Source organism: Chryseobacterium sp. C2(2020) (genome assembly GCF_014218915.1).
GTDB lineage: Bacteria > Bacteroidota > Bacteroidia > Flavobacteriales > Weeksellaceae > Chryseobacterium > Chryseobacterium mucoviscidosis.
Window position 1 is genome coordinate 1 of record NZ_JACLCT010000026.1, and the last position, 24,070, is coordinate 24,070.

20 protein-coding genes are annotated in these 24,070 nt (G+C 36.7%); 9 read left to right on the forward strand and 11 right to left on the reverse strand.

The annotated features are described in order from the left end of the window. Positions 1–267 precede the first annotated feature (267 nt). The 4 genes from H6W52_RS14510 (at position 268) to H6W52_RS14525 (ending at position 4,147) form a co-directional block, all read left to right on the forward strand. Positions 268–1,041, forward strand: a complete 774-nt coding sequence (locus H6W52_RS14510) for a HipA family kinase (protein ID WP_116099018.1) — start codon at positions 268–270, stop codon at positions 1,039–1,041. Beyond that, positions 1,028–1,411, forward strand: a complete 384-nt coding sequence (locus tag H6W52_RS14515) for a DUF3037 domain-containing protein (RefSeq protein WP_116099017.1) — start codon at positions 1,028–1,030, stop codon at positions 1,409–1,411. The genes H6W52_RS14510 and H6W52_RS14515 overlap by 14 nt, the downstream gene beginning before the upstream one ends. A gap of 20 nt (positions 1,412–1,431) precedes the next feature. Further along, entirely contained in the window at positions 1,432–2,454 is a 1,023-nt protein-coding gene (locus H6W52_RS14520; protein WP_116099016.1) for an alpha/beta hydrolase, read from the forward strand. A 595-nt stretch (positions 2,455–3,049) separates the two neighbouring features. Then, complete coding sequence (locus tag H6W52_RS14525) at positions 3,050–4,147, forward strand: serine hydrolase domain-containing protein (protein ID WP_185216769.1); 1,098 nt, start codon at positions 3,050–3,052, stop codon at positions 4,145–4,147. A gap of 132 nt (positions 4,148–4,279) precedes the next feature. Here the strand turns inward: H6W52_RS14525 and H6W52_RS14530 are convergent, their stop codons facing one another. From H6W52_RS14530 to H6W52_RS14555, 6 genes are all read right to left on the reverse strand, one after another. Beyond that, positions 4,280–5,041 (reverse strand): phospholipase D family protein, encoded by a 762-nt coding sequence (locus tag H6W52_RS14530; RefSeq protein ID WP_157967261.1) that lies wholly within the window; start codon positions 5,039–5,041, stop codon positions 4,280–4,282. Between the two features lie 227 nt (positions 5,042–5,268). Further along, positions 5,269–6,087 (reverse strand): alpha/beta hydrolase, encoded by an 819-nt coding sequence (locus H6W52_RS14535; protein WP_116099013.1) that lies wholly within the window; start codon positions 6,085–6,087, stop codon positions 5,269–5,271. Between the two features lie 280 nt (positions 6,088–6,367). Next, positions 6,368–9,088: a TonB-dependent receptor plug domain-containing protein gene (locus H6W52_RS14540; RefSeq protein WP_116099012.1), complete on the reverse strand. Its 2,721-nt coding sequence runs from the start codon at positions 9,086–9,088 to the stop codon at positions 6,368–6,370. 133 nt (positions 9,089–9,221) lie between these two features. Next, on the reverse strand, positions 9,222–11,555 hold the full coding sequence (locus H6W52_RS14545) for an ATP-dependent helicase (RefSeq protein ID WP_116099011.1): 2,334 nt from the start codon (positions 11,553–11,555) through the stop codon (positions 9,222–9,224). Between the two features lie 88 nt (positions 11,556–11,643). After that, positions 11,644–12,006: a response regulator transcription factor gene (locus H6W52_RS14550; protein ID WP_108410490.1), complete on the reverse strand. Its 363-nt coding sequence runs from the start codon at positions 12,004–12,006 to the stop codon at positions 11,644–11,646. A 3-nt stretch (positions 12,007–12,009) separates the two neighbouring features. Beyond that, positions 12,010–13,863, reverse strand: coding sequence for a PAS domain-containing sensor histidine kinase (locus H6W52_RS14555; RefSeq protein ID WP_185216771.1), 1,854 nt, complete (start codon positions 13,861–13,863; stop codon positions 12,010–12,012). Positions 13,864–14,047: 184 nt separating this feature from the next. On the opposite strand from H6W52_RS14555, the gene H6W52_RS14560 reads away from it, so the two are divergent. The 3 genes from H6W52_RS14560 (at position 14,048) to secG (ending at position 17,942) form a co-directional block, all read left to right on the forward strand. Then, positions 14,048–15,361, forward strand: a complete 1,314-nt coding sequence (locus H6W52_RS14560) for a M16 family metallopeptidase (protein ID WP_076395751.1) — start codon at positions 14,048–14,050, stop codon at positions 15,359–15,361. Positions 15,362–15,410: 49 nt separating this feature from the next. Next, complete coding sequence (locus H6W52_RS14565) at positions 15,411–17,456, forward strand: M16 family metallopeptidase (protein ID WP_116099008.1); 2,046 nt, start codon at positions 15,411–15,413, stop codon at positions 17,454–17,456. 132 nt (positions 17,457–17,588) lie between these two features. Beyond that, the gene (secG, locus tag H6W52_RS14570; RefSeq protein ID WP_087707753.1) at positions 17,589–17,942 is read left to right on the forward strand and encodes a preprotein translocase subunit SecG; all 354 of its coding nucleotides are present in this window, start codon (positions 17,589–17,591) and stop codon (positions 17,940–17,942) included. A gap of 79 nt (positions 17,943–18,021) precedes the next feature. On the opposite strand, the gene H6W52_RS14575 is transcribed toward secG, so the two are convergent. Genes H6W52_RS14575 through recR form a run of 5 tightly spaced genes read right to left on the reverse strand, consistent with a single transcriptional unit; the run spans position 18,022 to position 22,799 of the window. Next, complete coding sequence (locus H6W52_RS14575; RefSeq protein WP_116099007.1) at positions 18,022–19,053, reverse strand: lipopolysaccharide biosynthesis protein; 1,032 nt, start codon at positions 19,051–19,053, stop codon at positions 18,022–18,024. Continuing rightward, entirely contained in the window at positions 19,050–20,180 is a 1,131-nt protein-coding gene (locus tag H6W52_RS14580; protein WP_076395747.1) for an NAD-dependent epimerase/dehydratase family protein, read from the reverse strand. Before H6W52_RS14580 ends, H6W52_RS14575 begins: the two co-directional genes overlap by 4 nt. Positions 20,181–20,198: 18 nt before the next feature. Then, entirely contained in the window at positions 20,199–21,008 is an 810-nt protein-coding gene (locus tag H6W52_RS14585; RefSeq protein ID WP_116099006.1) for a glycosyltransferase family 2 protein, read from the reverse strand. Further along, a complete protein-coding gene (locus H6W52_RS14590) occupies positions 21,009–22,163 on the reverse strand; it encodes a hypothetical protein (RefSeq protein ID WP_116099005.1) in 1,155 nt (384 codons plus the stop codon). A 21-nt stretch (positions 22,164–22,184) separates the two neighbouring features. Continuing rightward, positions 22,185–22,799: a recombination mediator RecR gene (gene recR, locus H6W52_RS14595; protein WP_116099004.1), complete on the reverse strand. Its 615-nt coding sequence runs from the start codon at positions 22,797–22,799 to the stop codon at positions 22,185–22,187. Positions 22,800–22,977: 178 nt separating this feature from the next. On the opposite strand from recR, the gene H6W52_RS14600 reads away from it, so the two are divergent. Next, a complete protein-coding gene (locus H6W52_RS14600; protein WP_116099003.1) occupies positions 22,978–23,583 on the forward strand; it encodes a hypothetical protein in 606 nt (201 codons plus the stop codon). Positions 23,584–23,609: 26 nt separating this feature from the next. Further along, on the forward strand, positions 23,610–24,062 hold the full coding sequence (locus tag H6W52_RS14605; RefSeq protein WP_116099002.1) for a hypothetical protein: 453 nt from the start codon (positions 23,610–23,612) through the stop codon (positions 24,060–24,062). Positions 24,063–24,070 lie beyond the last annotated feature (8 nt).

The window sequence follows — 24,070 nt, forward strand, 5'->3', positions numbered from 1 at the left end:
TCCCGAACTGGATAAATGCATAGATGGCAAGGAAAACTAAATATAATTCAATATTTTAGCGTCGAGTTCACGTTATAATAATGTATTAAAAACTCTTTTTGTTATTCCGACACAGCATTAATAGATGCGGGCATCGTTCAGGAAATTTATATTTAGATTTTTCATTCCGCTATGGTTTATTTAGAATCATAATTTCGAAACAGTCAATTTTTACTTAAAAATAGTATAAATAGAAATAAACACAAAGGAATATCTTATTTTTGCCTTATGTTGGATTTAAGAAAGGTAACCGTCATGCGTTATATTCTGCCGCTTCGGGAGGGAGGTTCTCTTCCTGCTCTGGCAGAAGCAGATGATGATTTTAAATATGTTCTGAAATTTCGTGGAGCAGGTCACGGAGTAAAAATGCTGATCTCTGAACTGATCGGCGGAAAAATTACAGAAATTTTAGGATTGAAAATTCCCGAGCTTGTTTTTGTGAATCTTGATGTGGATTTCGGAAGAACCGAAGCCGATGAAGAAATTCAGGATCTTTTGAAAAATTCCGAAGGTCTAAATCTGGGACTTCATTATCTTTCAGGTTCCATTACTTATGATCCGAGTGTGAAGATCGATCCGCTTCTCGCTTCGAAAATCGTCTGGCTGGATGCATTTATCACAAACATCGACCGTACTTTCAGAAACACAAATATGCTGATGTGGCATAAAGAGCTCTGGATTATTGATAACGGAGCTTCTTTTTATTTTCATCACTCATGGCAGAATTTTGATGCGGCAGCAAAAACACCTTTTAAATATGTAAAAGACCATGTTTTGCTTCCACAGGCATCAAAGCTGGATGAAGCCGATCTGTTTGCCAAAGAAGTACTGAACGAAAAGGTATTCAGAGAAATTGTGAATATCATTCCCGAAGACTGGCTGCACTGGAATGATGCGGAAGAAACGCCGGAAGAAATCCGTGAAATCTATTTCAACTTCCTGAAGACCCGATTAGAACATTCTGAAATCTTTTTAAACGAAGCTAAAAATGCAAGAGGATAAAATCTACGAATACGCGGTAATACGATTGGTTCCGAAGGTTGAAAGAGAAGAGTTTTTCAATATCGGACTGGTTATGTTTTCAAAAAAAGAAAAATTCATTAAGGTGGAATTTTATCTCTGTCCGGATAAATTTAAGTTAATGAGAAGTAAAATAGACTATGAAGATGTGATCCAGAATCTGGAAAGCTTCAAAAAAATTGCAGACGGCGCAAAAGACGGAGGACCGATTGCACAGCTTGAAATTCCTGAAAGATTCCGTTGGCTGACTGCCGTAAGAAGTTCTGTGATCCAGACTTCGAGACCTCATCCCGGAAAATCCAGAAATCTGGAAGATACTTTTGGTAGGCTTTTTGAGGAGTTAGTAAAATAATACCCTCAAAAAAATATTCTATGAAATTTACGAATGACAATACTGCATACAGGTTTTCCAAAAGCCTGTTTTTTATTTTTCTTTTCAGCTTTTTTACGTTGAGTTATTCTCAGGGTCCGATCGAAGGAACTCCGACACCGCCAAGTGTTCTTCTTCCCGAAAAAACGGATTTTTCAGAAAATATTACGTATAAAAATGATGCTTCCGGAAATCCCATCAAATTGGATCTGTACAAACCGAAAAACGCGGGTTCCACAAAACTTCCTGTGGTAATCTATGTCCACGGCGGAGCATGGGCAAAAGGTGATAAAGTAGTAAGATCCAACAATTATATCGAAAATTTCATTTTAAAGCTTGTTGAAAAAAATTATGCTGTTGTAAGCATCGATTACACCCTTGTAAGCGAAACCGTACATTTTCCGCTGCCGATTCAGGATACCAAAGATGTGGTGCGATGGGTAAGAAAAAATGCAGATCAGTATCATTTTGATCCCGATAACATAGGTTTTTTTGGAGCTTCTTCGGGAGCGCATCTTGCTCTGATGGCTGCTTACACGAATGATAATGAATATTTGGGAAGCCCTGAATTATCTTCTTATTCGGCAAAGGTGAATTATGTGGTTGATAATTTCGGACCGACTGATATTAATAAACTTCTTCATACACGACTGGGAAAAGTTCCGGTGTCTATTGTCGGTTTATTCTTTAAGCCAATTGTTGAGATCAGAAAGAAACTGGTTTACGGAATTTCAGGGTACGATATTAATGATGAAAAAAGAAAAGCCATAGATTATCTGGAAACGGTTTCCCCGATCAATGAGACGGAAAACGGAATTCCGACCTTTATTCTTCATGGAAATAAAGATAAGGTGGCGCCATTGAGTCATTCTAAAAAACTGGTAAAAAAGCTGAAAAAGCAAAATATAGAAACTGAACTTGTCGTGGTAGAAGACGGAACGCATGGTTTCGGAACAACTGATAAAAAATATATGGATCAGCTTACGGATGACATGATCCGTTTTATTGATGCGCACAAAAAGTAAAACGTTTCTGTTTAAATTTTAATTGAAAATAATTTGCTTTTCAACAAAGAATATTTAACCTCTTTATATAACCACAAAAGTCACAAAAGATAAGCTAATCCTTATTCAAAGTGCTGATTTTAAAAGAAAAAGATCACAATAGTTTTTAAAAATCTTTGATTTTTATTCTTTTAAGTACTTTGCTTATTCTGGAAATTCGCTCCATTATTATCTTTTGCATCTTTTGCGGTTAATTCTGAAATTAGTCTATTCAAGTTTTAGTTTAAATTCTAATTGAAGAAAATTGCTTTTTTACAAAGAATATTTAACCTTTTTATATAAGCAAAAAAGGTACAAAAGATAAAATAATCCTTATTCAAAGTGCTGATTTTAAAAGAAAAAGATCACAATAGTTTTTAAAAATCTTTGATTTTTATTCTTTTGAGTACTTTGTTTATTCTGAAAATTCGCTCCATTATTATCTTTTGCATCTTTTGCGGTTAATTCTGAAATTAGTTTAAATTGCAATTGAAGATCTTTTTAACATTTTTCATGAAAGGTTTTTAACTATTCCTTGTTATGATGATCTAAAAATTAGAATTTAAACTAATTTCGTATGAAAATAAAAAATCTATTTTCTGTTTCTGCTGTTTCTTTTTTAGCATTATCCTGCAGTTCTTCTGATGATATTACGGAACCCTCTTCTGATACAGCCAATACGGTTTCTACAACGGAAGCCATGTACTTTCCTCCTTCCAACAGTGATGTCTGGGAAACCAAATCTCTTTCTGCATTAAACTGGCATCAGGACAAAGTTCAGGATCTTCTGACATATCTGGAAACCAAACATTCTAAAAGTTTTGTGATCCTACAAAATGGAAGAATCGTTATGGAAAATTATTTTTCGGGACATACTTCTACTACCCCTTGGTATTGGGCAAGTGCCGGAAAAACGTTAACCTCTACCGTAACAGGAATTGCAGAACAGGAAGGATTTATCAATATCAACAATAAAGTTTCCACATACATCGGAACCGGCTGGACAAGCGCTCCTTTGGCAAAAGAAAATTTAATTACCTGCCGGAATTTACTGACGATGACTTCCGGATTGGACGATAGTCTCGGAGATAATGTAAGTCCTGCAAATCTACAGTACAAAGCCGATGCAGGAACACGGTGGGCGTATCACAATGTCTATGTAAAACTTCAGGATGTGGTTGCCGCAGCAACAGGACAAACATGGTCACAATATTTCAATGCCAAACTTAGGGATAAAATCGGGATGACGGGAAACTGGATTCAAAGCGGCGACAACAGTGTGTACTGGAGTACAACGAGAAGTATGGCGCGTTTCGGACTGATGGCTTTAAACAACGGAAACTGGAACGGAACACAGATCATCAACTCGAATTATTTTCAAAGTGCGACAAATACTTCCCAAAGTATCAATTTAGCCTACGGTTATCTGTGGTGGCTGAACGGAAAGACAAGTTATCATATGCCGCAGACTCAGTTTCAGTTCAACGGAAAATTGATTCCGAGTGCACCGGATGACATGTTTTGTGCTTTAGGTAAAAATGATCAAAAAATCTATGTCGTTCCAAGCAAAAAACTCGTCATCATCAGAATGGGTGATGCTGCAGACAATGTGAATCTTGCTCTTTCGGATTTTGATGATGTTTTGTGGCAGAAAATAAATGCAGTGATTAATTAAAGTGAATGGTGAATTTGCTCTGCTGTCAATTGTAAATTTTTTGCTTAAAAATTTAATCCAATGCACATCAATCATCAATCATCAATCATCAACTATCAACTATCAACTATCAACTATCAACTATCAACAAAATTAATTATCCGGTTCTTTATACAACTGACTTCCCCAAAACTGAATATCTCTTTCCGGAAGATTGGAATGATAAAAAATTTCTTTTACTTCTTCGATGATTTTAGCAACAGCTTCCGGATCGGTCGTTCGTATTCTGGTTTCGTGGTTGTCTTTCACGCCGCTTCCTGTGAAATTTAAAGAACCTAAATAAGCAATTTCGTCATCAATGATATAAATTTTACTGTGAATGAAGGTTTTATTGGTAGAATTTCCGCTATTCGGAGAGACAAAAACCTTGAAGGGAAAAAGCTGTTTGTAGCTGTAATGATACACTTTTGTCTTTTTTATTTTTTTAACGATGGAATCTCTTATTAAAAACATTAAAATGACAATAATAAATCCGTAAGCAAGTTTAAAATTGTTTAAAAGATACATCAACGGAAGCAAAACCACGCCCAAACCGATCATGGCAAATAACAGCGTTCCGGAGAGACTTACCAGATTGTCTCTTGTCTGTTTTGCCTTTTCGTCAACGTGTTTATTCTGAATAATCAGTTTGTGAATATTCTTGTCGTAGCCGTAAAAATCTTCGATTTCATCGCTGGTAACCAATCTTATTTTAATTCCTCTGGAATGAAGGTAAATCAGCTCTTTAATTAAAAAAGGAGAAAGATAAGGGGAAACAATTTTCACATTTCTCTGAGCATTTCTGATGTCCTGCATCATTTTAGCTCCTGCACTTTTTCCTATATAAATATCACAAACCGCATTGTTGTAAAACATACCCATCGTTCGAAATCATTTTATTTTCGCTTCAAAGAAAGAAAAAATAAAAAACTTTGCAAAATAATTGGGCGAGAAGTTGGAGGGTGGAAGATGGGAGTTAGAAGCTGGAGGAGGGAAGTTTAAAATCTGTATGTATATTTATTAACATCAAATTTTCCTGCTTCCCGCTTCCAACCTACTCCATACATCTTCCATCTTCCATCTTCTAACCTCCTACCTCCATCCTATCTCCTGCCCTTTTCCACTCTTTTAATTTCGTTGATAAGCAAAGGAAAAGCGGGGTGCGCCATTCCGCCATGATCAAAACCCTGAAGCTCGTATAAAGTAGTTTCTTTATGACCTTTCAGCTTCATCATTCGCGCCATATAAGCGTTTTCTTCATATCTTCCGAGCAGTTCTTTCTCGCGGTCTCCGGTAATTAATAACAAAGGCGGTGCATCTGCTCTGATGAAATGCAGCGGTGCATATTCGTCAATTCTGGCATCCAGTTCATCAATTCCTCTTTCTTTTCTTGTGGTAAAATGCGAGATCATCTGTCCGCTGAAAGGGATAATTCCGGCAAATTTATTGGCGTCAATTCCATATTTGTTCAGGTACATTTTATTTAAACCTACCATAATGGCAAGATAACCTCCCGCAGAATGTCCAGAAATAAAGACAAGATCTTCATTTCCTCCATAATTTTTAATATTCTTAAAAACCCATGCTGTTGCTGCGGCTGCATCTTCAATGTATTTCGGGGCATTAACTTTCGGAGAGAGTCTGTAATTGACTCCAATCACTGCGATTCCTTTATTTTTAAGCCCTTCCGGAATTTCCTTTTCACCTCCGGTTAATCCTCCGCCGTGAAACCAGATCACCGTAGGAAAATTTTTCACATTTTTCGGAATATAAATATCCAGCACACATCTTTCATTGATGTAAGCATCGGATTTATTGGTTTTTTCATCATAATAACGAATATTGTTTTCGGTGCGGTATTCCTGAGAAAAAAGCGGTGTGGAAAACAGGGTAAGAAGTAAAAATAGCAAAATCCTTTTCATTGTATAACTTTTATGGTTTAAAGATACAAATTGTCTTTCAGCCAAATAAAAAATGAACCCGGAAAAACCGGATTCATTTCAGATTGAGAATTAAAAAAATTTCATTGTCCTTTATTAATCATATTGCTTTTTAACGCAAAGAATCACAAAGATTCTTTTATATACCAACTGTTTTTAAGTTCACAAAGGTGCTTCGACAAGCTCAGCATAAACTACTCACTCAGCAAAGATCTCAAAGGTTTTTCAATGATGACAAACTACGGACAATCATAAAAATGACTTAAAAATTAAAGTTAAGTCTTGAAAATACAAATCTTCCGTTCTGCCCAAACTGTGAAGTTGATCGTGAGTAAACGAACTGATCGTTATTGGAAGAAGCAGGAAGGTTTTTCGTTGGATAAATGTCAAAAAGATTATTGACTCCAACAGTAAGTCCTATATTTTTGGTAAACTGATAAGCAAGAGAAACATCGGTTATGATTTTATCTGTAATTTCCTGATGTTCGTTCGGAGAAATGACACCGTCTCCGTTTGTATCAATAATATCGGGACTCGTTACCTTTCCGAAGTAAGTATTTCTGAGATAGAAGATAGCATCTCCCCAAGTAAGCTGATTGGATAAGCTGGCTTTTACTCTGGGAACCGCTTCTTCCAGATACACTCTCGATGCTTCGGAAAAATAAACATTTTCCAGATTTGAAGACTGTAATAATCCGGATGAATGGATGGCTCCGACTTTTCTGGTCTGGTTAAGATTGATCGCAAAATTATTATCCAGTTTGATGTTGGAGAATTTTGCATTATGCGCAAGAACAATATCCAGTCCTCTGGTTTCAGTATCTATGGCGTTAGTAAAAAGCTGTACGGCATTTACTCTTGCGGCATCGTAAATCAACTGCGCTGCCGGAGAAACGGCAGATCTTGCAAACTGACCGGTAAGAAGAATTCTGTTATCAATTCTGATGAAATATCCGTCTGCAGTAAGTGTAAGTTTTGCCGAAGGAATTTTATAGGTAAATCCTACACTTGCAGATTTTGAAGTTTCCTGTTTCAGACTTGGAATTCCCAACAAATTAGCAATTTCGGAATCGTTGCTGAACGTTCCCACTTCCTGAAGCAGTCCGTTTGTAAACAAAGTTGATGTTACGTTATAATAAATCTGATGAATGGAAGGTGCTCTGAATCCTGTAGAACCTGCAAACCTGAAATTAAGGTCTTTATTTACTTTGATTCTTGAAGCTAATTTATAATTGAATGTAGAACCGAAATCTGAATAATTTTCATATCTCACGGCTGCATCTGCCAATAACCAGTTGGTAAAATTGAATTCAACATCTGCGTATCCCGCAATTGCCTGTCGGTTTTTATTCACGGCGTTTTCAGGTTTAAATCCACTGAAAACCTGAGAGCCTCCCGGAAGTGAAGCGCCGAAAAAGTCGGTCGGACGAACTGTATTTCCGGTCCAGAGATTTCCGGAAACATCATATGTAGCGTAAGAAGCTTCTTCTCCTGCTGTTATTTTGAAATTTTCGTAACGGTGTTCTGCTCCGAAGGCAACGTTGATTCCGCTCCAGACATCATATTTCTTTGAAAAATCTAAATTGATTGTATTTTGGGAAAATCTTAAACCTCCTGCATCAAATTCATTCGGAGAATTAAATCTTAAAGAAGTATTTCCGGTATTTTTAATATCATAACTGAAGGAATTCTGTCCGAAAGTATTGCTGAAATCGATATTCCAGCCTTTCCAGTCTCCTTTAATTCCAGCGGACAAAGAAAGATCCTGAATGTCTGTTCCGATCTGCGGCAGATAACCGTTGGGATACAATCCTGTAAATGTTCTGCTTTGGTTAGGTCTTCTGAAAAACCCTCCCGAATTTCCGTGTCTGAAGCTGTATCCGCCAAAAGTATAAACTTTCCAGTTGTCGTTCAGAGGAACTTCTACATTGGCAAAAAGCTGATGGTTATTCAGTTTAGACTGTCCCACCTGCATATTGAAATCTTTTCTGGACAAACCTCTGTAAGCCAGCTCCTGATCTGTCACATTCGTATTTAAAATTCCCTGTAATGCGGAAATTGTATTCGCCGACTGAATCTGGTTCTGTAACGTCGGAGAAAAATAATTGACTTCCTGCGCATACTGATGAATATAATTGATGAACTGTTGGGAATTCGGAGTATTGTTAATATTCGTGAAAAGGGATGAAAGATTCACGCCGTTATTTAAAGCACGCTGTTCAATCGCGTTGTAAGCATTGAAAATGTTTCCGCTTTCTGTTCCCGCTCTGTAGGTAGGATTTCTGAACTGGGATGTCCACGTAATGTTATAAAATCCGCCTTTCTTTCCGATTTTATTTCCGTAATTAAGGTCTACCTGAATATTCTGTCCGTCAAAATCTCCTGTATGATCGTTGGCTGTCGGGGTAAGATTTCCGCCATAGCTTAGTTGTCCCGTCAGTTTTCCGGTATCTCTTTTCAGTCCTAAATTGATGACTCCGGCAATGGCGTCCGAACCGTACTGTGCAGAAGCACCGTCTCTTAAGACTTCAATTTTATTAATGGCAAAAGACGGAATGGCATTAAGATCGGTTCCTACTGTTCCTCTTCCAGGAGATCCGTTTACATTGACTAACGCGGAAGTGTGTCTTCTTTTTCCGTTTACCAGAACCAAAACCTGATCGGGACCCAACCCTCTGAGCTGTGCAGGATCCAAATGATCGGTTCCGTCTGCATTGGTTTGTATGGTTGATGTAAACGACGGTGCAATGAAATTAAGGATTTGTGCAACGTTTGTTTGCGGTAAAATAACCGAAGATTCTTTGATATTGAAAACGTCCACCGGAACCGGGCTGTCTACTTTAGACCTTGCTCCGCCTCTTGATCCCAAAATAACAACTTCCTCTAAGTTGTTTGTTTTTACTGTATCTTTTTCCTGTGCGTATGCAAATGTTCCCAGGAAAAATAATACCGATGCCGAAAAAATAGTTTTTTTATTCTTCATACATTCCTCACTTTAAATTCATGTTTTAAAAGTGCAAATGTAAATTATATTTATTAGTCCACAAAATTAATAGACTAAAAGAATGCAGAAAATGAATATTGTCATCTTCTATTTTTTAAAGTTGAAATGAATTTTAGATCTTAGTGAGTTTCGCGTATTTCAGGATAAGATTTTTCTCGCCTTCATGCTGAAAGACTACTTTGGCTTTGATATTCTGAGGATCTGTTCCATCGAGGAAAGTCACTTCTCCGATTCCGAAACGGTCGTGTCTTACTTTATCGCCCACTTCGATATCCTGAGAAGAAGCTCCGCTCGGATTGATGATTTTTGCCGTACTTACAGGTTTCAGTTTGCGCGGTTCTGCAATCGGTTTTGAGCTGTCGCTTCTTTCGATGGTTTTCTTTTCCACCTTTTTGAAACTTCTCATTTCCGATGGATGTTCATCAAAAATATTGGATTTGATGCCGGAATTGTTGATAAAACGTTTTTCAATTGCAGGATTTACAAATTCGATATATTCTTCATCAATTTCACTTAAAAATCTTGAAGGTTCCGCATCGGTAATTTTCCCCCACTGGAAACGCGAAACGGCATAAGAGAAAAACACCTGCTTTTCGGCTCTTGTTAAAGCAACATAGAAGAGACGTCTTTCTTCTTCCAGATCTTCTCTTGTGGAAGAACTCATAAAGCTTGGGAAAAGGTTTTCTTCAAGCCCTACCAAATGTACAACCGGAAATTCAAGACCTTTTGAAAGGTGAATCGTCATTAACGATACCATATCCTCTTCATTGTTTTTATCCTGCGTATCGGCAGAAAGGGCAATGTTTTCAAGGAAATTCGGTAAACTCGGATCTCCGTCTTCCAGCTGCATCTGTTCTTCAATGAAACCCTGCATCGAGTTCATTAATTCCTGAACGTTTTCTACACGGGAAATTCCTTCGGGAGTCTGATCGTCTTTTAAAAATTTAATCAGTCCGCTTCGCTTTGCCACTTCCATCGCAACACTGTACGCAGTTTCCGTTTTCAGCAGTACCTGAAAGGCTTTGATCATGGACCAGAAGTCGTTCAGTTTATTTAAAACTCCGTTGTTTAATCCTAAATGCGGTGAATACATTGGCAAATTATCGAGAACCTGTGAAATGGAAACATTTTGAGCATCTGCAAAAACAGTCAGTTTATTCTGGGTGGTTTCTCCAATTCCTCTTACCGGATAATTAATGATTCTCATCAACGCTTCAGAATCGTTTTCATTGACTAAAAGTCTCAGATAAGCGATGAGATCTTTTACTTCTTTTCTCTGGTAGAAAGAGAGACCTCCGTAGACTTTGTAAGGAATATTTTTTCTTCTCAGCGCATCTTCAAAAGCACGCGTCTGAGAGTTGGTTCTGTATAAAATGGCAAAATCGCTGTATTTTCTCTGCTCACGGTTTCTGGTTTCCCAGATGTTTCCGGCTACGAAATTCGCTTCATCGGCATCGGAAAGAGAACGGTATACTTTGATCTTTTCTCCTTCTTCATTTTCGCTGAAAACATTTTTCTTGAACTGCTGAAGGTTTTTGGCGATCACTACATTCGCAGCATTTACAATATTCTGGGTAGAACGGTAATTCTGCTCCAAAGCAACCGTCATTGCATCCGGATAGTCTTTTTTAAAGTTTAAAATATTGTAGATATTCGCGCCACGGAAGGAATAGATCGACTGTGCATCGTCTCCCACGACACAAATATTTTCAAATTTTGAGGCTAAAGCTTTAACGATAAGATACTGAGAATGGTTCGTATCCTGATACTCATCCACAAGAATGTATCTGAATCTGTCCTGATATTTTGCTAACACTTCAGGGAAACGGGTTAACAATTCGTTGGTTTTTAACAGCAAATCGTCAAAATCCATCGATCCGTTTTTGAAGCACTGCTCTACATACCGCTGGTAAATCTGCCCGATAAATTTCATATTGGCTTTTTCATCGGCTTCCATCAATTCAGGATTGTTGAAATAAGCTTTTACGGTGATGAGGTTGTTTTTATAGGTCGAAATTCTTGCCTGAACTTTTTTGGGTTTATACAGATCGGCATCAATATTCATGTCTTTCAACACTTTTTTGATGACATTTAATGCGTCCTGCTGATCGTAAATGGTAAAGTTGGAAGGATATCCCAAATAATGCGCCTCATTTCTCAAAATTCTTGCAAAAACAGAGTGGAAGGTTCCCATCCAGAGACTTCTTGCATTGCTCTGTCCCACAACTTTTGCAATACGTTCTTTCATTTCTTTTGCTGCCTTATTGGTAAAGGTAAGCGCCAAAATATTAAAAGGATCGATTCCGTTGGTAATGAGATGGGCAATCCGCATGGTAAGTACACGCGTTTTTCCTGAACCCGCTCCTGCAAGAACCATTAATGGTCCCTGTAATGTGGTAACGGCTTCAAATTGTGATTCATTAAGTCCTTTCAGATAATCCTCCATGCTGCAAAAAATTTTTGGGAACACAAAATTAGTGTATTATATGGAGAATTCAAATTTTGGATTTTGATGTTTCAAGAAAATCTGTTTTTTATTTAATATACGTTCTCACACGGGAAATCATATCTCCCATATCGAAAGGTTTTGCGATAAAATCGTTGGCTCCCGCATCGAGTGCAGACTGCTCCAGTCCTCGGCTTGCGGACATAATAAGCACCGGAATATCTTTTAAATTTTCATCGGCTCTTATGGTTCTGCATATATCTCTTCCATCTTCTCCGGAAAGCCACATATCCATGAGGATAACATCCGGTTTAGGCTGTGTATTCAGTGCATCGAGCATATCCGATCCTTTATAGAACTTGGCAACGGTAAGTCCTTCAAGCTCCATCATCATCTCAATAGAATCAACAATTGCAGGACTATCATCCAAGACTAAAATTTGTGTAGACATGTTTTATATTTTAATTTTAGGTATTTCGAAGCAAAAATCAGACCCCTTTCCTTCTACGGAATGAACATAAATTTTTCCGCCTGTCCTTTTGATGATCTCCGAGGAGATGTAAAGTCCTAATCCTAAACCCGGAAAGGTATGTTCTTTTGTTCCGCTTACCCGGTAATATTGCTCAAAAACTTTATGCTGTTTGTCTTCGGGAATTCCGATCCCGAAATCTTTCACACTGAATTTTATCATATTATCTTTCACCTGAGTAGAAACAATCACTTCATCTGCATCAGGAGAATATTTAATGGCATTGCTGATGAGGTTGCTCATCACCTGAGAAATACGGTGCCTGTCTGCGGTTACTTTCCCGATCTCGCCTTTCTTGAAGATAATTTTGTGTCTTGCCGTCATCTGCTGTTCTACAACAATATCTTCCACAAGCTGATCAAAATCAAAATCAGATTCATTAAGCTGGATCTGTCCTTTCTGAATTTTGGTTACATCCAGAAGATCATTTACAAGCTCCGTCAGTTTATCAATCTGGTCGTTCATTCTTTTTGCCACCTCTGCATTTTTATAATCGCCTTTTTTATTAAGGTTCATTTCAATAAACTGGGTGTAGAGTTTTAAACTGGTAAGTGGAGTTTTAAGTTCATGACTGGCTATGCCCAGAAAGTTATCTTTTTGGTTCTGCAGTTGTTTAAAATCATCTATATCGGTAAAAGTTCCGATCCACTGATGTATTTCTCCGTCGGGATTAAGATTGGGAACCGCTCTTCCCAGAAACCAGCGGTAAACTTCTGGGTCATCGGGATCCGAAAATTCATATTCTACTTCAAAAGGTTTCCCTGTTTTTACACTTTCTTCCCAGATTTTTAAAATATCAGGATAAACTTCAGGTCTTATGATATTTTTAATGGCGTCATTGGCATCTTCTTCTTTTTTGAACTTCATGTATTTGTACCAATTGTCGTTCATGTAAGTTATTTTGCCATGCTTATCGCAGGTCCAGACAAACTGAGGCATAGAGTCCGCAAGATCTCTGTATTTTTTTTCACTTTCCTGTACTTCTTTTCTGGCTTTTACAAGATCTGTAACATCTACTGCCATATTAAGGATCGCATAAACTTCCCCATTGGAGTTTTTAAGCGGTTTATAAGAAAAGTTGTAATAAAAAGTCTGAAGTTTGCCGTCTACTACAAGATCTGCAGGGTCTTCTGTTGCAGAATAGGTTTTTCCTGTTTTAAAAATTTCTTTTAATAAGCCGATAAATGGCTGTCCTTCCAGTTCGGGAAGTGCTTCTTCGAGCTTCATTCCTATTACGGAGGCATCTTTTCCCCAGGTTTTCAGCATCCTGTCGTTGGCAAGTTCTATGTATAAATCTTCTGAATGATAGATAGCGGTGGAATAATCCGATTGTCTGATAAGATCTTCAAAACGGTATTCGCTTTCCAAAAGTTTCTGCTCGGAAATAACGTGCTCGGTAACTTCTGTGGCTACAACACTTACTCCGGTAATTTTGTGATCCTCATTATACACAGGTGCATAAATGAAATTAAAAAAGTGTTCTTCGTAATTTCCGAATTTTTCTAAAAAAACCGACCATTTATTGCCTTTAAAAACTTCTCCTGTCCTGTAAACATTGTCTAATATTTCGAAAATTCCCTGTGGTCTTATTTCAGGAAGTACTTCCTCGAGTTTTTTTCCTATAACGGATGCATCTTTTCCCCAGAGTTCAAGAATCTGCTGATTGGCATTACTGATGATAAAATCTTCCCCCATCAGCAAAGACATCGCTACCGGAGCCTGACTGAATAATATTTTAAGCGACTCATGAGAGATATTCTGGTCTAAAAAGTTTTTCATTACAATAATGGTTTCTGTTTTACAAAATTAATTTTTATTCTAAACTTTCACTGAAAATATGATACCACTTTTTAACATAATAAAATTTTATTTCAAAGAAGTGCTTTTAAAGCTAATTTTATTTTGATTATAATGTAACAATTAATGTATTTTTGGAACTAATTGACAAAACAATTTCTACTTTATGAAAAAGCGACTTCTTTCTGTTGCTGCAGCGGCTTTCTTCGGAATGGCTCTTAATGCACAACAAATTAAATTCGAAGAGTATGACTTACCAAACGGTCTTCACGTAATTCTTCATCAGGACAACTCGGCTCCGGTTGTAACAACAGGGGTAATGTATCACGTAGGTGCAAAAGACGAGGTAAAAGGAAGAACAGGTTTTGCACACTTCTTCGAGCATCTTTTATTTGAAGGAACACCTAACATCAAGAGAGGTGACTGGTTTAAAATAGTTTCTTCAAACGGAGGACAAAACAACGCTAACACAACGAACGACAGAACGTATTATTACGAAACTTTCCCATCAAACAACGAGCAGTTGGGTCTTTGGATGGAGGCTGAAAGAATGCGCCATGCGGTGATTAATCAGGTTGGTGTGGATACTCAAAGAGAGGTTGTAAAGGAAGAAAAAAGATTGAGAATGGATAACCAGCCTTATGGAAATCTTTTCACAACAGTACAGAAAAATTTATTTACCAATCACCCATACAACTGGCCTACAATCGGTTCTATGGAGGATCTTAATGCTGCGAAATTAGAAGAATTTCAGGCATTTTATAAAAAGTATTATGTTCCAAACAACGCTACTTTGGTGGTAGCAGGAGACATTAAGCCGGAACAGACTAAAAAATGGATTAAGGAATACTACGGAGGAATTCCAAAAGGAACAGTTTACCCGAAAGATTTCCCGAAAGATGCTCCTATCACTCAGGAAAAAGAAGTAACGGCTACGGATCCGAATATTCAGCTTCCTGCTTATGTATTTGCTTACAGAACGCCGGGTAATAAAGAGAAAGATGCTTACATTTTAGATATGCTTTCTTCTTATTTAAGCAGCGGAAAATCTTCTGTTTTATACAAAAAATTAGTAGATCAGGATAAAAAAGCGCTTCAGGTTCAGGCTTTCAACCAAGGTCTTGAAGACTACGGTATTTTTGCATTTTTTGCGATCCCAATGGGACAAACAACAAAGGCTACTTTGCAGGCGGACATTGATGCAGAGATCAAAAAACTGCAGACGACTTTAATTTCTGAAGAAGATTATCAAAAGCTTCAGAACCAGTTTGAAAACCAGTTTGTAAATTCTAATTCCAATATTCAGGGGATTGCTGCTTCACTGGCAACCAACCACGTTTTGATGGGCAACACAAACCTGATTAACAAAGAAATTGATATCTACAGAAGCATCACAAGACAGGATCTTCAGAATGCAGCTAAAAAGTATCTTAATTCCAACCAAAGAATAATCATTAATTACGTACCTGAGAAGAAGTAATCTACCGGTATTTAGGTTAAAATGATTATTAAAAATTAAATTTTTACAAATGAAAAAGCAATTAACATATATAGCTGCAGCATTTTTCTTCGCAGGAATGGTTTCAGCACAAAAGATAGATCTTAATGCCATGCCAAAACCGGGACCAACTCCGGCCATTAACATTGCAAAGCCAAAAACTTTCCAGCTAAGCAACGGACTTACGGTAATGGTGGTGGAAAACAATAAACTTCCGAGAGTAAGCGCAAGTCTTAGTATGGACAGAGCGCCTTATTATGAAGGAAGTGTAGCAGGCGTAAGCGAAATCATGGCAGAACAGTTCGAAAACGGAACCACTAACATGAGCAAGGATGAATTCAACAAAAAGGTGGATTATCTTGGAGCGAACTTAAACTTTTCTTCTAACGGAGCTGCGGCAAATTCACTTTCAAAATATTTTCCTCAGGTTCTTAACCTGATGGCAGATGCGATCATCAATCCTAAATTTTCTGCTGAAGAGATCCAGAATTCTAAAGACAGAGCAATTGAAGGTTTAAAATCTGAAGAGAAAAATGCTTCTTCTATTGCTTCAAAGGTTTCTAACGCTTTAATGTATGGTAAAAATACATCAAGAGGAGAATTTGAAACAGTAGAATCAATCAACAAAATTCAATTGGCTGATGTACAGAATACGTACAAAAAATATTACGCTCCGGACAATGCTTATCTGGTAATTGTTGGAGACGTAAAATTCGATCAGGTAAAACCTATGGTTGAAAAAGCGTTCAGTGGATGGAAAAAAGCAAATACTCCAATTTCTCCTTTAGAACCGGCTTCTAATGTTGCTAAAACGGAAATTAATGTTGTAGATGTTCCTTCTGCGGTACAGTCTGTAGTTTCTTTGAACAACCTGAACACGCTGAAAATGAAAGATCCTAACTACTTCCCTGCAACGATTGCCAATTACATTCTTGGTGGTGGCGGTGAAGCAAGACTTTTCATGAACCTTCGTGAGAAAAACGGTTTTACTTACGGTGCATACTCCAATCTTAGCGCAAGCAAATATTCTCCGCAGTTTTCTGCAAGCGCAAGTGTAAGAAATGAAGTTACGGATAAGGCAGTAAAGGAATTTATGAATGAACTTAACGCGATTTCTACCGTTAAGCCTGAAGAACTTGAAAATGCAAAAGCTAAACTGAAAGGTTCTTTCATCATGTCTCTGGAGCAGCCTGCGACCATTGCAAGATTTGCTTTAAACCAGAAAGTACAGGATCTTCCTGATGATTTTTATACCAATTATCTGAAATCTATTGATAAAGTAACGGCTGCCGATGTTTCTAATGCTGTAAAATCTACTATTCTTCCTAACCAGAGCAGAATTTTCATTGCCGGAAAAGCAGCAGATATTTCTGAAGGTCTGGAAAAATTAGGATATCCGGTAAAATATTTTGATAAAGAAGCCAATCCTGTAGCAAAACCAACAACACAGAAAGTGGATGCAGGAGTTACTGTTGCTTCTGTTGCAGATAAATACATCAACGCAATTGGAGGAAAAGCAAACATCGATAAAGTTTCTTCTTACACCGTAAATGCTTCCATGTCTATGCAGGGACAGAATATCGATCTGAAAATGATGAAAGCGAAAGGAGGAAAAGAACTTACTACTGTGACAGGTATGGGACAGACTCTTCAGAAACAGGTATTCGACGGAAAGACAGGATATTCTGAACAAATGGGGAAAAAAGTGGAAATGAAGCCTGAGCAAATTGCTGAAAAGCTTAAAAATACTGAACTTTTCCCAGAGCTTGGTTTTGCAAAATCTGCTGACTACAAACTTGCAGGAATTGAAAAAATCGGCGGTGAAGATTCTTATGCTGTAAAAAATGGTGATAACACTTACTATTACAGCGTAAAAACAGGTCTTAAAACCGGAGAAACAAAAACAGTAAAAGCGATGGGACAAACCATGACTGTTCCTACAACATACTCAGATTACAAAGATGTTGCAGGCGTGAAAATGCCTTATACCATTACCGTAAGCCAAATGGGAATGGATATGACAATGAACGTAAAATCGTACGAAGTGAATCAGGCGAAAGATTCTGATTTTAAATAAAAACCTTCTGTTTTTACAGAAAAAACGGCAACAGTTGTTGCCGTTTTTTATTTTTGTTAACATTTATAATATCTTTCTTTGTCATTCGGTAAAAAAAGATTAAATTTGCCCATTCAAAAAGATATCAAATTAATGGATTCTATATTTATACTATTGATGGTTCTTATTATGATCGCCAGTATTTTATTGGTTATCATCGTTATGGCTCAAAATCCTAAAGGAGGAGGTCTTTCCAGTACTTTCGGAGGAGCATCTTCTGCTCAGTTTGGAGTACAAAGAACCAACGACTTTATGGAGAAAGCAACATGGACTTTAGGAGGAACAATTATCGTTCTTATTCTTTTAAGCGTTGTAATTACAGGGAAGCCTTCGGCAACAGCTCCGGTTCAGGCGCCTGCAAAAAAAGAAGCTCCGGCTAAGCAATCTTCATCTCCTGCTGCTTCTACAACAACTACTCCGGCTCAGACTCCTGCGCCAACAAAGTAAGTAAATTTTATTTTTACATATATAAAAAGCAACTCGATCGAGTTGCTTTTTTTGTGGTTTATACCGGTGGAATTTTACTTTAATTATTTCTGAAAGAATTCCAGTAATCATTCTGATCTTCTCCAAAAAGACAGTCTATAAAGGAATCCAAAGACATCTTATATAAAACTTCCTGATCTATTTCTTTAAAATCTGATACAAAAAATTCAGGTTTCAACTGAATATCTTCCCGATCGATCACCAAAATATTTTCAGGACAGTAAAAAGGATAATTTTTGATATCCGAATTGGTGGTAATTAATTTTCTTCCCGAAGCCAATACCTCAAAGGTTCTTATGGTTAAGCCATTCTGAAATGGTTTATTAATATCCAGGACAGATTTTGTTTTTTTGTAAAAATCGATGATCTGATGATGATTCAGTTTATCAAAACTTACTTTTGTAATGTCAAACTGCTTCAGGTTTTTATCAATCATCTTTTTCAGTCGGAATGCGATTCTTCCCATTGCATAGTAATAAAAGTAAGATTTCAGATTCAGCCGATCTGCCATTACTCTGATCTTTTCTCCTACAATATAACGATCCGTATGAGCGCTTCCGATAAAAACAATGTCATATTCCGGTTTCTGAGAATACTGTTGTAAACTTTTATATTCATCCACATAAAACAAAGGTCTGAAGCTTATGTTATATTTTACCGAATCATTGTATTCAAACGTAAACTTTTTGTCGAAATATTTAAGATTTTCAATCAGATTGGGATATTCCGTCAATGGATCAAAATTGTAGTAAATCATATCCATTCCGGGATTATCATTCTTTATTTTTTCAAGAAAAAAAACAGGAATAGCTTCTCCTTTTATCAGGAAGAAATAATCGTATTTTTTGCCTTTAATTTCGTCAAGAATCCGGTTATAATAATTGTTTATTTTAAGATGGTAGAATCTTTTGTTCAGACGGATTATTCCTTTCGAAAAATTGGAATTGGAAGGTCTTTCATCATAAAAATCCACTTCAGCACCCAGTTCAGAAAGTCTTTTTGCTATGGCTCTTTCATATTTAAAAAAACTGACTGACAGAAAAAGTATTTTTTTACACTTTAAAGCAATCATTTTAAAAGTCCTTTTACTTTCATTTCTTCCAGAGATTCTTTGAACTTTACATCCTGAATATTCTGTTGCAGAACCCAATGGGTAAACTTAGACATTCCTTCTTCAAAAGATATTTTCGGCTGAAAATTTAATTTTGATTTTATTTTGCTGATGTCTGCAAAATTATGTCTGATGTCTCCCAGACGAAACTGCCCGGAAACATTAATTTCAAAATCGACATTGTAGAATTTTCTGAAATTTTCCGCTACCGTAGTTACTGCGGTAGAAACCCCAGTCCCCACGTTGAAAACTTCGCCGTTCGCCGCATCATTTTCAATACAACGGATTGTTGCTTCCACGGCATCATCCACATGAATGAAATCTCTGGATTCGTTTCCGTCTTCAAAAACATTAATATCATTTCCGTTAAGAATCTGGGACGAAAAAATAGATAAAATTCCTGTGTAAGGATTTAGAAGAGACTGTCCTTCTCCGTAAACATTCTGAAACCTCAGCGCAACCGGAGCAACTCCCATAGAAGAACAGGCAGTCATTACCATCTGTTCCTGTGTATATTTTGTAATTCCGTAGATGGAAGTCGGATGTATTTTAGACTCTTCATCCGTTGGCAAAGCACGAAGAATTTGTCCGTCCGGATAAATAATTTCGAAATTTCCTTTTCGCATCTCTTCCACATTTCTGGGTCTTGGATAAATCAGTCCCAATTCGGGATGAAGATATTTTCCTTCTCCATAAACCGCTCTGGAAGAAGCAATAATCACTTTTTTTACCTGATGGGGTTTATTTACGAGGATATCCAGCATTTTTGCCGTTCCGGAAACATTCACATCCGTATATTTCTCGATTTGGTACATGGATTGTCCGGTACCGGTTTCTGCCGCAAAGTGAACGATAACATCCTGCCCTTCAATCGCCTTTTCCCAGTCTTCAAAATGAGCTACATCTCCTTTAATGAAATTTACATTCCCTAAAATATTTCTGTACAAAGGGGAATCCTCATCAGGATTTTCTCCGTGAATCTGAGAAGAAAGATTATCCAGAACCGTAACTTCATACCCCTTCTTCTTAAGTTCTAAAGACAACTTACTTCCAATAAATCCGGCTCCTCCTGTGATGAGTATTTTCATTTGATACTTGTGAAATGTTTATTTTGTTCTGTTTAAATTATAATAAAAAGTCCGAAGGAGCAAAAGTAAATATTTTGCTTTATAAAAAAGCTTAAATGTGGTATATTGAATAAAGTTTATTTCTTTTAAATCATACATTTCCTTCAGATTCTTTTTAAAACCTTTTGCCATTTCGGGAAGATTTGCAGACAAACCCGAAACCCCGAAACTTCTTTTTCCTTTGCCTACCAGAACCAGACTTTCATTCAGAATGTACATTTTGTTTTTCAGGGAAACCTTCATCCAGTAGTTTACATCTTCCGCATACCGCTGCTCGGCATCAAAATATCCTGTATTTTCCAGAACTTTTCTTCGGAACATTACCGTAGAAGGCTGTGCTTCGTTTCTTATCAAAAGCTTTTTAAAGGTAATTTCTGCAAGACCATTTTTTATACGGTACGGAAAAAGAATTTTATTGTTATTTCTCGCCGTGGCAAGAAAATCTATTTTCAGATTACTATTTTCAAAATACTGTATCTGTTTTTCCGTTTTCGTGGAATCCCATTCGTCATCGGCATCCAGCAAAGCAATATAATCTCCTTTTGCGATTCTTAAACCTGTATTTCTTGCGCTTGAAACGCCTCCGTTTTTTTGATGCAATAAAGTTATATTAAGCTGAGAATAATCTTTAATGTAAGCTGTAACCTTAGAAACACTCTCGTCTGTGGAACCGTCATTCACTATGATAATTTCAAATTTTTCCAGAGGAAAAGTCTGATTTTTCACAGAATCCAAAGCAGAAACAATGGATTGTGCAGCATTATACATCGGAATAATTACGGAAACCATCTATACTTTTATATTATTTTTAAAAATGCTCAAAATTAAAGCGCTCATTACAAACGGCATCGACATATTGAAAAAACTGATATCAAAATATGAATTAACGATCATATTTTCATAGCCATATTCTGCAAAAAACATCGCAAACGGGACAAAAACACAGATAAACAGTAAAGCTCCTGACCAAAACAGAGTTTCATAAAAAGATTTTACATTAAATGAAAGTATACAGCCTGCAACAATATAAGAAATACTTAATATCAAAGGTTGTTTTGCTCCCTGAATAGCAAAAGGATTGTGCTTCAGGAAAACATCAAAATCTGGTGCATTGTGAAAGAAAATATAACAGACTGCAATCGCTGTAACTAAAAAAACAGCCGTAAAGCGCAGTTTTTCTTTTATTGAAAAATCAACAAACTTTTTAAACAATAAAACCGTCAGCGGAATAACTATGGAAAGCCTCGTGAGTAAAATTAAAGCAGATAAAAACGATACAACCGTAGAATTTATCTTTTTCTCTTTGATGAATTTTTCCCAAATTAAATAAACAAATCCTACAATGATGATAAAATTGGAAAACAAATCACTTTTAACATATAGTTCCCACAAATAACTTGGCGAAAGGAAAAGCAATATTAATACAGCCAGTCTCTGCCTGTAATCCGAAAAAATTTTAAAAATTAAATAAGCAAAAAGCAGGAAAGAAAAAGACTGCAGATAGCCTACACTTCCGAAAAGCAGGTAAAAAGGCATCCCAAAAACAATAAGAACCGGCAGATTGGAAGATTCTCTTCCCATATGATCCGGTATGTTGTAAGGATACTGTCCGTTGAAAACAGCCTTTATCCCGACTTCCATTGCCGACCAGCGATCAACATTCAGCGTATTTCCATCCACTTTGTAATTCAGATAAATACTAATGAGAAAGAAGAAAAATATTCCCAGGAAAAAAGCCGTTTTATAAAAAAATTCTTTGAAATGAAATTTTAGATAAAAGAAACCCAATCCGAAAAATATAATAAGATATCCTGCCAAAAGCGGGATGTTATACTGTTCTCCGTATTTAATGATAAAAAGAGAATTTACAGCAAGATAAATACAGACCAAACTGTAGGTTTTCAGTTTTTCTGATATTGGGATATTTGAAAATGCAGCTTCCATGAAGTATTTTTCTTTTAATTTTTAAGAATTTCCTTCGTTATAAGGCAATCTGTTCATAATCGATCTTCCCAGAGAAATTTCATCTGCGTATTCCAGTTCATCTCCTACAGAAATTCCTCTTGCAATGCTGGAAAAATTCACATTAAAATTTTTAAACTTTTTGTAAATGTAATATGCCGTGGTATCGCCTTCCATCGTTGCGCTCAAAGCAAAAATAAACTCCTTCACCTTTCCGTCATTCAGTTTTTTTTCGATGCTCGGAATGTTTAGCTGATTGGGTCCTACTCCTTCCATCGGCGAGATTTTACCCCCCAGAATTAAATATTTCCCTGTGTATTTTCCCGTATTCTCAATAGCAATTACATCGCGTACATCTTCCACAATACAGATCACCTCATCATTTCGCTTCTCGTTGCTGCAAATCTCACAAATCTCAAAATCTGAAAAATTGTGACATTCTTTGCAGTATTTTATTTCGTTCACGAGATTAATGAGGGAATTTCCAAGACTTGTTGCTCTGGAATTGGGCTGTTTCAATAAATGTAATGCCAAACGCAAAGCCGTTTTTCTTCCGATACCGGGCAATCCGCCAATTTCATCCACTGCTTTCGCTAAAACTTTACTCGGGTAATCCATAGAACAAAAATAATGATAATTGTTGACAGTTTACTACCTGTTGTTTTTATGTTAAGAGCCTAAAAATAAATTTTAAATCTTTTTAATAATCATCCATTTCCACAGTTCCGTTTTCTAAGCTCAGATTAAAAACCTTATATTTGATCATCCAAATATTAACTTAAAAAAATAAAACTCAATGGTTCTTAACAATTTAAACTATCCACTGGATTTTAAATTTAAAATTTCAACACTGGCAAGTGATTTCAATATTACAGACAAAAACGGAAATTACGTCGCTTATGTGCGTCAGAAAATGTTCAAACTGAAAGAAGACGTTATCATTTTTAATGATGAAAGCAAGTCTAAAGAACTCTTCAGAATCAAAGCCGATCGATGGCTTGATTTTAACGCCTCTTATTCTTTAACTGAAATAGCGACAGGAAGAAGCTTTGGAAGACTGGCGAGAAAAGGGATGCGTTCTTTCTGGAAATCGACTTACAACGTTCTGGACAGTAACGATAAAGAGAAATTTACCATCACAGAAGACAACGCATGGACAAAGTTTCTGGACGGAATGGTGAGCGAAATTCCTGTGATCGGAATGTTTACCGGATATTTCTTAAATCCTTCCTACACCGTAGCCGGAATAGATGGAAAAGCTTATTTTAAACTGAAAAAAATGCCGTCTTTCTTCGGAAGAAGATTTCAACTGGACAGACTGGTTGACATTGATGACGAAGAAGAAAGCCTGGTCATTCTTTCATTGCTTATGATGACGCTGCTTGAAAGAGCGAGAGGATAGCATTAGAATTTATTCGATTTTTATCCTTGACAATTTCTTTTGATCTGGACGATACTATTATTTCCCTTCAAAGATTTCCTTTGGAAAAAGAGACTTTTTGGGCTAAAATTATCGGTTGCGAAAGGATTCGATCCGGAACAGTTGCCTTGTTTAAAGCACTAAGAGACAGAAAACATACAATTTATATTTATACAACTTCTTACAGGAGTACCTTAAAAATTAAGCTGATGTTTCTATCTTACAGTATTCCGGTTGATTTTATCATCAATCAGCAATTGCATGACAGAAGAGTGATAAGAAAAGGTAAAAATATTTCTAAATTTCCTCCGGAATTCGGCATAGATATTCATATTGATGATTCTGCCGGAATTGAAATGGAAGGAAAAAAATTCGGATTTAAAACCATCATCATTTCACCGGATGAAAGAGACTGGAGCAATATCATTCTGAAAAAAATTGATGAATTTAATTTGGAATGATATATGAA